Source organism: Candidatus Phytoplasma tritici, from assembly GCF_000495255.1.
Lineage (GTDB): Bacteria > Bacillota_I > Bacilli_A > Acholeplasmatales > Acholeplasmataceae > Phytoplasma > Phytoplasma tritici.
Genome location: NZ_AVAO01000001.1, coordinates 17,351 through 31,636, shown reverse-complemented (window position 1 = coordinate 31,636; position 14,286 = coordinate 17,351). Strand labels below are relative to the sequence as shown.

The 14,286-nt window shown below is 25.3% G+C and carries 9 protein-coding genes and 1 other RNA gene; 1 reads left to right on the top strand and 9 read right to left on the bottom strand.

What is annotated here, in order from left to right; all coding sequences use genetic code 11:
* Positions 1-359 precede the first annotated feature (359 nt).
* From N747_RS0100170 to N747_RS0100145, 6 genes are all read right to left on the bottom strand, one after another.
* A complete protein-coding gene (locus N747_RS0100170) occupies positions 360-1,874 on the bottom strand; it encodes an ABC transporter ATP-binding protein (protein WP_024563314.1) in 1,515 nt (504 codons plus the stop codon).
* Positions 1,875-1,890: 16 nt separating this feature from the next.
* Positions 1,891-3,069, bottom strand: coding sequence for a serpin family protein (locus tag N747_RS0100165; RefSeq protein ID WP_024563313.1), 1,179 nt, complete (start codon positions 3,067-3,069; stop codon positions 1,891-1,893).
* A 407-nt stretch (positions 3,070-3,476) separates the two neighbouring features.
* A complete protein-coding gene (locus tag N747_RS0100160; RefSeq protein ID WP_024563312.1) occupies positions 3,477-4,571 on the bottom strand; it encodes a metal ABC transporter permease in 1,095 nt (364 codons plus the stop codon).
* On the bottom strand, positions 4,571-5,635 hold the full coding sequence (locus N747_RS0100155; protein WP_024563311.1) for a metal ABC transporter permease: 1,065 nt from the start codon (positions 5,633-5,635) through the stop codon (positions 4,571-4,573). The genes N747_RS0100160 and N747_RS0100155 overlap by 1 nt, the downstream gene beginning before the upstream one ends.
* Before the next feature lie 93 nt (positions 5,636-5,728).
* Positions 5,729-6,493, bottom strand: coding sequence for a metal ABC transporter ATP-binding protein (locus tag N747_RS0100150; RefSeq protein WP_024563310.1), 765 nt, complete (start codon positions 6,491-6,493; stop codon positions 5,729-5,731).
* A 30-nt stretch (positions 6,494-6,523) separates the two neighbouring features.
* Positions 6,524-7,666: a metal ABC transporter solute-binding protein, Zn/Mn family gene (locus N747_RS0100145; RefSeq protein ID WP_024563309.1), complete on the bottom strand. Its 1,143-nt coding sequence runs from the start codon at positions 7,664-7,666 to the stop codon at positions 6,524-6,526.
* A gap of 1,363 nt (positions 7,667-9,029) precedes the next feature.
* On the opposite strand from N747_RS0100145, the gene N747_RS0100135 reads away from it, so the two are divergent.
* Entirely contained in the window at positions 9,030-9,977 is a 948-nt protein-coding gene (locus N747_RS0100135; RefSeq protein ID WP_024563308.1) for a hypothetical protein, read from the top strand.
* Between the two features lie 290 nt (positions 9,978-10,267).
* On the opposite strand, the gene rnpB is transcribed toward N747_RS0100135, so the two are convergent.
* From rnpB to obgE, 3 genes are all read right to left on the bottom strand, one after another.
* Positions 10,268-10,641: RNase P RNA component class B (gene rnpB, locus N747_RS03685), an RNA gene on the bottom strand.
* Positions 10,642-11,645: 1,004 nt separating this feature from the next.
* Positions 11,646-11,801 carry a hypothetical protein gene (locus N747_RS03935; protein ID WP_240992272.1) on the bottom strand — a complete coding sequence of 52 codons (156 nt, stop codon included), beginning with the start codon at positions 11,799-11,801 and terminating at the stop codon, positions 11,646-11,648.
* 1,220 nt (positions 11,802-13,021) lie between these two features.
* Positions 13,022-14,281 carry a GTPase ObgE gene (obgE, locus tag N747_RS0100125; protein WP_024563307.1) on the bottom strand — a complete coding sequence of 420 codons (1,260 nt, stop codon included), beginning with the start codon at positions 14,279-14,281 and terminating at the stop codon, positions 13,022-13,024.
* Positions 14,282-14,286 lie beyond the last annotated feature (5 nt).

Below are 14,286 nucleotides of genomic sequence, written 5' to 3'. Positions count from 1 at the left end.
AAATTCATAATATTCTTAATAATGGTTAAAGCGTTGCAAAACCTGTAATTTAAATTTTTTCATAAATTAAAATAGATAGATTGCAGTAAATAAAATTTTCATTATCTAATTAGATTATACAACAAAAGCAGTAAAATAAAATAATATTTTTTAGTAATTTTTAGTTGATGATTGATTTTGGTTATTGTTAAAATGTTTTAGAAATTTATTATATATAAATAACTTTGGAAATGCATGAAAATGATAGCAATTTAGTCAACAAAATAAAAAAAAGACCAACTTTTGTCATAGTTGATCTTAAATATTATATTCAAATTTGATTGTCTTAATGTTGAACAAATGAAATAGTTCAAAAAAAATTATGCTTTTGGAACAGTTAAAATAATAGTTAAAGGATTTTGTTTTAAGACTTTTTTTAATTGCTTTTTGGTTGAAACATAATTTAAGAAAAAAGGATAAGCAAAAGCTAAAACAAAAAATAAAACTATATTTGACAAAAATAAATAAAGAGGTACGATTGCTTTTAAAAATGAGCAAAGCTTGGGCAAAAACGTTAAAAATAATTCTAATTTGCCTTTCAAAGAAGCCGATATCACCATTAATAAAACAAATATAAAAAAGAATAAAGGAATCCCCAAAAATTGAATAATAGTTAATTTTATATTTAAATGATGAAATATTTTGTGAATATCCTGATCAGAAGCCCCTAAAGATTTTAGAATACCAATATCTTTGTTTTTTAAAGTGATAATATTTCTCATATGAATAATCATTTGATAAAAAGATATACCTAAAAAATATATGTGAAATAATAAAGGTGCTAATATCCACCAAAATGTCTTGTTTTTGGCTTGACTTTCTGGTGTTACATAACCTAAATTACAAATCCACAGAAACATATTGAAAAAAAATAAAAAAGAAAGAGTTAAGAATAAAGAACCATTACTAGATGTAGAAATGATTTTAAAAGCTAATTTCTTATTATTTTTTAAAATATTTTTAGTTACTAAAAGAGCTGTTTGTTTGGAAAGATGAGGAGTTTGTACTAAAGGCAAATGAATTGATTGGTGTTGATAATTATAATTTTCATTTGCCAAAGTAGGTGCAAAATCTAGTTCCATAACATTATTTTTTTGTTTTAATAAATTAACAACTTCTTCTTGGGTATAAGTTTTATTTTGTAATATTTGGGTTTTATCAGTAGAAGTTTTAGTTGCTTTTTTAATAAGGTCTTTTGCAATTTTACCATCAACAAATTCAATGATGCGGTCTGCATATTTATAAGCACTTTGTTTATCGTGAGAAACTACAACAACTAAGGTATCTTTTGATATTTGTTTTAAACATTCAAAGATTTTTTGTCCTGTTTTTTCATCTAAATTACCAGTAGGTTCGTCTGCCAAAATCATTTTAGGATTTTTAATTAAAGCACGAGCAATACTTACTCTTTGTTTTTGTCCGCCTGAAAGTTGATTAGGATAGCGAGTTTCTAGACCATCCAATTCTACTTGTTTTAATATTTGTTGCATTTTCCAATTGTCTACTGGTTTTGATTGTAGTTCGCAGGCCATTTGAATATTTTCAAAAACTGTTAAATTATCTAATAAATTATATTCTTGAAAAACAAATCCTAAAAAATAATTGCGATAAGCATCTAGTTCAAATGAAACAAATTCATTAATGTTGCGTCCTAAAACTGTAATATTTCCTTTAGTAGGTTTGTCAAGCCCTCCTATAAGATTCAATAAAGTGGATTTACCAGAACCTGATTTACCAGTAATAAACACTAATCCTTTTTGAGGTAATTGAAAAGAAACATTTTCAAGAACTTCTGTATTTTGAATTTTTTTAAATAAATGGTTGATTTTTAGCATAAAATTAATATCCTTTTTATTTTTCGTTTGTTGTATTTAAGGCAACTTTTTTACTTAGTTGTGGTTTTTTAATTTGATGTTTTTTAATTTTTTTAACTATGAACCAATAAAGAAATGCAACAACTAAAGAAGTAAAAGCAACAGCAGCAGTAATGACTTCAAATATATTGTCTTTAACCCCTTGTTTTAATTTTTCAGGAAAAGTTCTTTTAACATCTGCAAATTCTTTTGTAACTTCTTTTTTGGCTTCGTTTCCTAAATATTTAGCTAATATACGAGTTAAATTAGAAGCTATTAAAGAAACATCATTACTTTTTTCTCCTAAACACAAACCAAGAAGTTTAGTTGCAAATTTATGATTATTGAAAAAATTTCTAATAGTAGAGATTTCTTCTTGGGGATCTATGTTTAAAGATGAAGGAGCAACATCAGCATTAGCAGAAGGCCAAAAATTATTAATTTTATCTTGAATAGATGCCCAAAGGGAGGGTTTTTCTTGTTTATCTTCAGGGTTTTGTAATTTATCCAAATCTTCTTTCACTTGTTGAACTTTTTGTAAATTATCCAACGCAGTTTTATAAGCTTCTTTTAAGGGTTGAGGAGTTTGATTATCCAAAAAAGGAAAAAAACTTTTAAAAGATTGCCACCAACTTTTAGAAGGTTTTAATAAATTGGAAACATCTTGAAACTTATTTTCTTTTAAATTGTTTTCTACTTCTTTATATTGTTGTTCTGCTTTTTGATATGCTTCATCAGATTCTAAAATATTTTTTAATATTTCGTTTTGTTGAGTTAATTCTTTAATTTGTTCTTTTGTGTTTTCGATGGCAGTTATTTCTTCTTGTATTTGATTTAATAATTGTGTGTCAATATTTTTAGGGGTTTTGGTTTCTGCCAATTTATTATAAATAGATGATCCAGCTGCTTTGGTTATATTCCACAACCAAGAACCCCATCCTTCTTGGTTTTCTTCTTTTGGTTTGTTTAATTGATTATCTTTTGCATCATTTTGATTTTTATTATTCCCCTCATTTGCACTTTCTTCTTTTTGTGCATAAACAAAATTATTATTAAAATAAGAATTTTTATTCTTAAAAAAACTAAAACTACAAACATTAAAAACTATAAAAATAAAAAAAATAACTAAATTTAATATTAATGCTAAACATAATATTTTTTTACCTATAAATTTCATCGTTTTACTCCTTAGCTTTATAGGACATTTAAGTATTAAATTAAATGTTATGATAAGATATTTTATTGTAATTTAATTTATTTTTTTCTAAGTTAAATCAAATAAATTAATTTTTTGGATAGTTAGGTTTTTGAGATGCATAGTTAAAGATAATTCATGATGTTTTTGACTATAATAAAGTCTAAATATAAAATAGTAAAATGTTATTTCTAATTTCTATATAATTATAAATACTACCTTATTTATATTATAACTTAATTTTATAAAACAAAAGCAAATTTGTGATGTTGGCAAGCTAAAAATACCCTTTAGGGGATTTAGGGGGTTTTTTATTTAAGTGTTTTTTGAAATTCTTTAAATATGATAAAAACCCACTTTATTAAAGTAGGTTTTTTGGGTGTAAGTTTTTATATCCAAAGAGCAATTTTTTCTTCTAAAATATAATTTCCCGAATCATTTAGTATTACTTGATTGTTCTTTATTTGAATATAGCCTTTTTTAAAAGCATTGTTAAGACATTTATTATAACGAGATAAAGACCATTTTAGATCTTTATAAATCTCTTGAAAATGATTTTTTTTCAATTGATCTTGGTTATTTTTGAGATGCATTAGTAAAGAAATAATCATAAATTCTTTTTTTTGCAAATTATTTTTAATCATCTTAGCAACAATTCCAGTTTTGGGGGCTAAAAAGAAAAAGAGCAAAAAGTTAACTAAATTAATAAAAGCAATTAGTCCTGATACTGGTAAATTAAGTCCAATTGCCAAATAATAACCAAGGCTGGAATTCACAAATGCAAGCCATAAAGAAAGTAAAAAACTATTACATAGATTCTTGGTAACTAAAAGAGATATAGCAGCAGGTCCAATCATACAAGAAATTACCATAATAGAACCAACTACATCAAAAGAAATAACAGCTGTCATAGAAACTAAAAACATCAATAAATAATTAATTAAAGTAATGGAAAATCCTAGGATTACAGCAAGATTAGGATCAAAAATATAGATTTTTAATTCTTTATAAAAGAAAAGAACAAACAACAAATTAAGACATAAAAGAGGAATAATTTTTTTGAGTTGTTTAATGTGGGTAAGTTCAATATTGCCTAAAAAAACAGCATCAGTATCTAAATGTTCGTGCCTTGTATAAAGACTTATCAAAATAATAGCTATCGAAAAGAAAAAAGTAAACACAATCCCAATAGAAGCATCTTTAGTAACTTTAGAATGTTTGCCTAAAAGTTCTACCATATAAGCTGTAAGCACACCTACTAAAGCAGCTCCCATAATTAAAAGAGGAGAATTAATATTTTTAACTACCAAAAAAGCTACAACTATCCCTAATAAAACACTATGACCCATAGCATCAACTACCATAGAAGACTTTTTCAATACTAAAAAAACTCCTAAACTAGACAAAGTCAAAGAACAAAATAAAATAACTAAAAAAACATCTAGTTCAAAGCCACAAACAACATTATTTATAAAACTTATCATTAAACAATGCCATCAATTAAATTTTCAACTAATTTAATTCCTTTAGGTGTTAATTGGGCTTTTTGATTTTGTAACATTAAATATTTTTCCTTCCATAAAAAAGTTTCTATTTGAATTATTGGCAAACTTAAAATATGATTTTCTTCTTGTTCATAATAAAGATGAATAAGTTGACGAAATTTTTTAATCTTTTTTTGATATTTAATTTTTTGCACATATCTACTAATAACTCCATATTTAGGAGAAAACAACAAGGAAACAGCAATAAATAAAGTAGTGATAACAATAATAATTGGTCCTGTTGGCATATCTTGTATATTGTTACTTATAAAAACTCCAATCAAACTAGAAAAAAAAGTAACAATGGAAGCAACAATAACATTAGTGACAAATCTATCACTAAATTGACGAGCAATTACTCCTGGCATAATCAAAAAGGCACTTGTCAAAATAATACCAATAATTTTTAAACTAATAACTACTACTCCAATTAATAAGAAATTAAGAATAAAAGCCATAATTTTAGTATTAAATCCTATACTTTGGGCAAACTTATCATCAAAAATATAGATTTTAAATTCTTTCCACAAGCCAACTACCACAACTAAAGTAATTAAAGCCATAATGCCAGTAGAAATCATATCTAATTCAGTTACTAAAGCGATTTGTCCTAAGATAAATTTTTCCAAAGTAGCTATTTTATTATCCTCACCAGTATTTTGAGCAATGGCAATTAAAACATTCCCAAGACCAAAAAAAGAAGCAAGCACTAACGATAAGACTGTATCTGATTTAATTTTGGAATATTTTTTAATAATTTCCACCAAAAGCAAAGTAACAAACGAGGCAAGAATAGCACCCAGCCATAAAACCCAAATATCTGTACTACGAGCAAAAAGATAAACTAAGGTAATTCCTGGCAAAGCGGTGTGCGAAAGAACATCTCCAATTAAGGCTTGTTTTTTCAGGATAATAAGAACACCTAAAATACCTGATGTAAATCCTAAAAAGCTAGCTGCTAAAAGCACTTTAACAACAGTATAATTAAATTCTAAAGTAAACATATTTAATCCTTTCTTATCTATATTTAATTTTATTCTTTTTATTATATGATTATTTATTTTAATCATTTATATTTAATTTTATTTTGATTCTTTTTATTTAATTATCTTTGGGGTTTGCAAATTATGAATATCTTTTTTTAATTGTTTATTTTGAAAAGTTTTAGTTAAATTAGTTTGATTAAAAACTTCATCCGTAGTGCCACTTGCAATTTTTTGTACATTTACCAAAACTACATGATCAAAATATTGAGTCACCGTTTCTAAATCATGGTGCACTACAATAATGGTTTTATTTTCTTTTTGCAAATCTTTTAAAACTTGAATAATTTTTTTTTCTGTTTGGACATCAACTCCTTGAAAAGGCTCGTCCATAAAATAAATATATCCTTGTTGAGCTAAGGCACGAGCTAAAAAAATTCTTTGTTGTTGTCCGCCTGAAAGTTCAGATATTTGACGGTCCTTAAGATCTTGCATTCCTGTTTTTTCCAAAGATTGCATTACTATTTCTTTATCTTTGGCAGTTGGTTTTTTAAACCATCCTAAATGTCCGTAACGCCCCATTAAAACAACATCAAACACAGTAGTTGGAAAATCCCAATCAACTGAATTTCTTTGTGGTACATAGGCTACTTTTTTTCTTACTTGCCCATATTTTTGATTATAAAATAAAACTTCTCCAGACACTTTAGGAATTAATTCTAAAATGGTTTTAATTAAAGTAGATTTTCCAGCACCATTAGGACCCAAAATTGCTGTCAAAGAGCTTTGATAAATATCTAAATCAATATCCCACAAAACTGGTTTTAGATGATAAGCTACAGTTAGATCTCTAATTTTAATGGCTATTTCTTTTTTCATTATAATCTCCTTATTTCTTTGTTATTGTTGTTATTGTTTTAATTCTTTTTCTATTGTGTGAATATTGTGTAATAAAGCTCCAATATAAGTGGAATGTTTGTATTTTGTGGGATTTCCTTGTGCATCTTTATCGTCTTCAAATTCTATTGGCTCTTCACTTTCTGAACCCAAAGCATCAGCGTATAATTCTTCATCACTTTTTTTAATATTATGACCTTTACTTTTTACAGATTCTTTAAGAGAATCAAGCGTTCCTTCTGGAAAAGCACTTTCTACAAAAATAGCTTTTACTTGGTTTTTAACCAGTTTATTAGCTAATTCTTCAATATCGCTGATACTGGCTTCTGTTTGGGTAGAAATTCCTTGAATTGGGTTTAATTCGAAATCATATTTTCTAGCTAAATAAGAAAAAGCATCATGAGCAGTAACTAGAATAAAAATTTTGCCTTGAGAAACAAATTGTTCTTTTAATGCTTTAAATTTCTTGCCTACATATTTATGTAATAATTTTAATTTGTGTGCATATGTTTGGCAATTGTGTTCTAAATTATCAACATCACTTGGAAGAAAACGCGAATCTTTTCTTAATATTGTTTTTAATTTGTATTTTAATTGTTGTAAAACTTTAATCCAAATATCTATATCAAACCAAATATGAGGATCTGGTCCATGAGTATCTTCATCTCGTTTAATATCTCCTTCTCTAATTCGTTCATCCTCCTTGCCTTCTTGATTTATAACTTCGGTATTCGTTTCATCTAACTGCACTACTGTAAAGGAATTATTCGTTAAAAGCAGAAAGGCTTCTGCCATTTTAGCTTCCAAATGGAGTCCATTAATCACAACTAAATCAGCTTCTTTAATTTTTTTGCGATCTGATAATTTGGTTTTGTAATTGTGCGGATCAATTCCTACTCCCATCAAAGAATCAACTTGAATATATTTAATTTTGTTATATTTGTTTTCGTTTTCTTCTTCTGACACATCACCAACTAAATGCTTGACTAAATCTTTTAACATGGTAGTAGTCGTTACTATTTGTAAATCTTTTGAAACATTTTTGGCATTTTTGGCTTTTGTCAAAGATAAAAAAGGAATAGATAAAATCAGCGTTGTTATTGTTGCCAAAAGAAAAATGATTATTTTTTGTTTATGTTTAATAAAAAAATCCATAATTATAGTCTCCTTTTTTGCCTTTTTTGTGAGGTAAAAAAAATCAATGTTGTAAAATCAATGTTGTAAAATCAATGTTGTAAAATCAATGTTGTAAAAAATATCTAAAAATATGTAATTATAAATTAGTGATTTTGGAATTTCTTTATAAAATCCATCATTAAAAATTTCAATTTTGATATAGCTGTGGCTATACATTTATAATAAAGTAGCAAAATATTTAATTATAATAAGAACTAATTTTTTATTAGGGGTTTGTGGGGGTTAATTTTAGTAATAAAATGTTTTTATTTTATGTTTTACAAACAAGTTTATTATTTATGATTTTATTTTTTAAAATGTTTTTCATATTTACATTATAAAAAAACTACAACTTTAAAGATATTTATTATATCTTAATATAAATTAATGCAAAATGTTATGAAAGTTATTTTTTGAAATTGTTTTGCAATACCTTGTATAAATGACCCTGCACAAATACAAAAAAGGGAAAGTCCAAAAAATAAATTAAGATATTTAGGAAAAGGCGTGAATATAATAATTTAATACCAAAGTTATTAAAAAACGATACAAATATGGCTTTAGGGTGTAAAATTGATAAAACTTGCAATAATTAACAAATCTAAATTATAATTAACGTTCAATTTGTTGTTGGGGGGTTGCATAAAATTATTATGGCCAAGAACTAAATCAAAGAGGCTATTAGCACAATAATAAATCATAAAATATGCTTATTATTTTCTAAAACATTGCAAACATATTATAAAAATAATTATTTTAATTAAATACAATGGGGGTTACTATATAAATCATTATACAAATAAGGTATTACTTGTTTAAATCCAATTGCAAAAAATAGTTTTTGTCTTAAATTTAGAATTCATTGCAAAATAAAAATGTATCCATTATGTAAATTATATATAATTAAAAATAAATAATAAATATAGTTTTAATTTAATATCTTACTTATTTGGATAATATGTGATTTGTGAAAAATTAATAAATTTAGAAATAAATAACTTATAAAGTTGGTAGTTGCTTTTAAATATTTTAAATATAATAGAAGTAAGAGTTTAGAGTTAAGACTCAAAATATTTAAATAATTATAATTATATTATAATATAAAATTGTGAAAATTAAACATCAAAAAAACAAAAAAATAATTTTTGATAAAATATTTTAATTCAGCTTTTTTTATTTGGGGCGTATAACAAAATTAAGGGATGCAAAGTTATTAAAAAAGGCACAATAATAAAATGTGATAAATACAAATGTTGCATAAAAAATACAATTATAATGTAATATTTTAATGGGGTATTTTTTAAACCCTTTAATATTTATAGAAAAGTAAAATATTTGTAATATGAAAAACAAAAGCAAAGCAATTATGAGTTTGTTTCCCAAATACCTTACTTTAATTTTATTCATGATTTTATTGGGCATACATTTTTGCAATCAAATTAGTATTTATGCTGTAAAAAAACAACAACTAGAAAACATACAAGAAGAGGAAAATGGAATAGGGGTTAAAAAAAATGCAAATAACGCACAACAACCCCCCCAAATGATAAATAATCCACCTTCAAAAAATTTAAAGAACTCCAAAAATTTTGAACAATTATTTCCCCCACAAAAAAGAACAATCAATGATTTTAGTTATTATAAACAAAATAATCAATTAACCAAACAAGATATTATAATCGCTTTAAATGGCATACTTAAAGAAATAAATAAAGAATCAAACATCCAAATAGAAAGTGATGATTTTGAAATAGCAAGCGAACAATTAGAAGAAAAATATGAAGCACAAACACAAAATCCAGAAGAAATGCAATGGAAAGGCAGTTTTCAAATTGAAGATATATTGGGTAATAAAATAGAATTCAATTTTACTAAAAAAATGATAAACTTAGATGAAATTATTACAAATAATCATTTAGGAACAATACAAATAACACCCAATATTACTGAGGAACAAAGAAAACAATTAATATGTGAAGCTATTTGGCAAAAAAATCCTCAACTCCAAAATAAATTTTTACCTAAAGATTTTCAATTTACCAAAAACAAAGATGGCAGTAATAATTTTTGTAGAATAGAATACGATTTAATAAACGAAGACAAATATCACGAATATGAAGGCATAATTGACCTAGAAATTAACTATCAACAAGAAATAAGCACACCTCCAAGAACTCAAACTACTAAAACAAATTCAATAATTTTTTATAAAATTATAATAATTATAACTGGTCTAATATTTGCTTTTTTACTCATTTTAATTTATAAAATCAAAAATCAAAAAAAATAAATGAATTGTTTTCTTTACTTATTTTAATATCTTTCAAGAAATATCACAATATAAAAGCATAAAGAAAATGAAAGCCAAACTTTTCAGTTTGGCTTTTTTATTTATAATAAAAGGAATTGATAATTTCTAAATTACTTAAAAACAAATAAAAATACAATAATTATAAATGAATAATATAAATTAATATTAATTATAATTCTTACCAAAATATAGATATACCAAATAATAAATATAATGACAAACAAATAATCTTTATTGATTTTGAAATTATTTAATAAAAATAGGTCAATGTGCATAAGCCATGTTCTGTTCTTGTTAAACAAGTGTGGCTATTTATCTTCTACTAATAAGTAGTGCAAAACTAATTTCATTTAATCGCTTTGCATGCCCCTACCATTATTTTGGGTTGTTAGCTTGAGGGGTTTATCACGTTTCACTTAATTATTTCTAATTAACTCGTCTCTGTGACACTTTCAGTTTTTATCTCATAGATTAAAATAATGTAATTATCTCAATCCTTAGAGCTAAAAAACGCCGTTACTTTTTGAAGTACTCTAAGTTATTAATTCCTTAGACACAAACACTACATGCAATCGCAGCATGTGCTAACATGGACTTTCCTAAGCTTAAAATTAATTATTTTTAAACCTCAGCCACTTCCATTGACCTATTTTTATTGTATCAAACATTAAAGTAAAATGCAATCTTTAAATTATGTTTGTAGATGTTTTAATGATAAATTAAGAAAACAGATGTGTTTTATTGGGTGCTTTAATATTAGGATTTCAAACATTGGATAATTTTTTTGAAAAAACCCCCTTCATCAGTAGGAGTCAAAACACTTAAATAAGCAATATAACCCCCAAATAGGGTATAATTATCACCATGCCCAATAGCAAACAAATAATAGGAATATGCGCGAATTTAAAATAGCTTATATTATTAATAGGTCATTAAAATCAAATAAATTTATTCCCTCCTCCTCTAGCAATAATCAAAAAAATAACTTTTTTTATCTTTATTAATTGTTTCAATTTGATAAAGAATTTATTCTAAAGTATTAGTTCCTTACACTTCAACAGGAAATAATTGAAATTCTACTAGGTATATTTTTTTATTATTCAAAGCTAATTTTTCAAAAATCATAGTCAATACTATTAATTGGTTTTTATTAACATCAAAAGAACCCGCGATTAAAACAAAACCCTTGTTATCCCTCGATGTTTATAAATTTGGCATTATATTTATTGCTATAATGAGGAAATAAACATAATTTTAATTTCGGGCATTTCTTTTAAATAAATTTCATATATCCCATAAAGTTTTGTATCCTAAACAGAAATTTATCCACGAACTATTTTTTTAAATATTTTTGTTTTTCTATTGATTTATAAATACCACTTTTAGAGTAAACAATATCTCCTTTTATTAATTTTGATTTTGTTGATTTTATATAGTCTTGAATTTGATTGCTTGTTGTTAAACAATTATCTCATAATTGTTGTTTATTTATTTTCTTATATTTTTTAAGGTTTTTAAAAAAGACAATATCTTTTATATTTACAAAAAGTCGGTTTCTTTTTTTATCTAAATGAGTTTTTTTAGAATATTCACCTAATACCTAAAAGACAAATATCTTTTTCTAACAACAAAAACTTTTGAATATCTTCACAAAAATCCGTAACCATAATTTTTATTATCAAGAATATTTTGTTTATTATCTTTAGATTTTTTATTATCGGTTATAATAATGGAAATAACGTTTTTATTATAATTTTGTTCTTTAATGTTTTGTTTTTCTTTAACAATATTTTTTTCTTCCACTTTGGATTCTTTTAATGGAGAATTTTGGAATTTTTCTTCTTTACCATTATTTTAATTTTAAAAAGTTGCAAATTTTTCTTTAGTAAAATAATGTAAGTGTTAAGGAAGTTATACAAAAAATGTCATCTTCTGTATTCCCAAACGAGAATATGAATTGTTATACTTACTTTTTTTAAGATCTTTATAATTAACATAAAATGTTTTTTTAACTTAATTATAATTGGTAAACTAATTAACAGATTCTTTTAGGTAATAAATATCTTTTGGATTTAAAAATAAAGTGTCTGTCAATTCATCTCATATTGAGTTTGGTAATAGCTTTCTTTCCGAATTACTATTTTCATATTTGTATTTGATTTTTCCCACAAAAAATATATTGTAGCAAACAATCCTTTCCTAACTACAATACAATATTATCTATATTAAAAAATACTCAAATAAAAGAATAATGACACTTATAATAACTACTATATTTTATTATAGCACAAAAAAGATATTTAACATTTTTTATATTTTATCGCATAAAACAACAATAAATAAGCCAAAATAAGCAATAAAGATTTAGGAAGAAAAATAAATTTACAAATCATCAATTAAAATTATAAAATTATAAAAAATAAGTTACATCCTTTATATAGAAAGAATATAACTTATTATATGAATATACGAAATAAAAACTTAGATAACAATATTTTTACATATTTTGTAAACAAGTAGGGCAATATTTAGGAAAAACACACCAATTACTAGAATCTTTTAAAATAATGATATATTTGAATCATCAGGAATATAACAGGCTTTGGGAAAAATGATAAATTGGAGCTTCTCTCACGGATTGCATTATAAAAGATCCCGCATCTACCCATCCATATTTGGAAATAATAAAATCCATTACTTGTTTTCTTTCCCAATTTAATTTATTTTCACAAGTTTTAGAGACAAGATTTTTAATAATTTAATCTTTTTCATAATGTTTAATTTTTTTTGATATAATCTTTTAAAGATAGGTCCTTTGCCACACTTAATACTAGATTGACAGCCAAAGATTCTTTAATATTTAACTACTAAATAAACAGCATAAGAATAATAAAGTAACTTTTGGAGTTTCATATGATTAACACAATCAGATATATAAATTCTAGTGTTCCTAGTTAAAAAAACCATGATTTAGTGTTTTTTTGGATTAAAAATAAATTTCTTTGTTGTTATAATTCACCAAATTATAAAAAATCAAACAAACGATCACAAATTTTAACTTGATCTCCTGGTTTGGCTCCTTGTTTTTGTAATTGTTCTTCAATCCCTATTTTTTTCAATATTCTATTAAATCTTTTTAAAGCTTCTTCGTTGTTAAAATCGGTACGATGAAAAAAAGTTTCCACTTGCTTGCCAGACACAACAAAAACAGAATCACTTTCTTTAATAACAGAAATGGTGTTTTGATTATCAGGAAGGGTGTATAATTTAAAGTCATTGTTGTTATTTGAGTTAACTTCTAAAGGAGTATTTTGCAAAAGGGAGCTCATTTCATATTTTAAGATTTCTAAATTATCAAAAGAAATCAAAGAAAGAGGCATAATGGGTTGATCTTTGATTTGTTGTTTCAAAAGATGAAGTTTTTGTAAAGCATTAGGTAAATCCATTTTATTGGTAACAATAATTTGTTTTTTAAGTAATAATTGGGGATTATATTGACTTAATTCTTGGTTTAAAGTTTGAAAATCTTGGTAAGGGTTGGAACTTTCCATACTTAAAATATGAACTAAAACACGACATCTTTCAATATGTTTTAAAAATTGAATTCCCATACCACAACCTAAATGAGCATTGGCAATTAGGCCTGGTAGATCAGCTACTATAAAACTAAAACCATCTACTTCAACAACTCCTAAATGAGGTTTAATTGTGGTAAAAGGATAGGAAGCAACTTTAGGTTGGGCTTTGGAAATAGCAGAAATAAGAGAGGATTTACCAACACTTGGAAAACCTAATAATCCGATATCAGCTAAAACTTTAAGTTCTGTTTTAATTTTAAAACTTTCACCTAAATCACCTTTTTCAGCATAACTTGGGGCTTGATTTTTAAAATTAGCTAATGCTTTATTGCCTCTGCCACCTTTACCACCTTTAGCAATAACTAAAGTTTGTTGGTCGTATAAAATCTCTCCTAAAAATTTGTTATCAGCAGTGTAAAAAACTGTTCCCAAAGGAACTTTAACATAAAGATGAGGGGCATTGGCTCCATTTTGACCTTTATTTTTGCCATTTATTCCATGCGGTGCTTTAAGATGTTTTTGATATTTTAATTTTAATAAGGTAGTCTCACCTTTGTCGCCCACAAAAATAATAGACCCGCCGTTGCCACCATTGCCACCAGCAGGTCCTCCAAAAGCTACATATTTTTCTCTTCTAAAAGCAACGATGCCATGACCACCATTACCAGCAAAAACTTCATTAAAGGCTTCGTCAACAAAATGCAAACTAA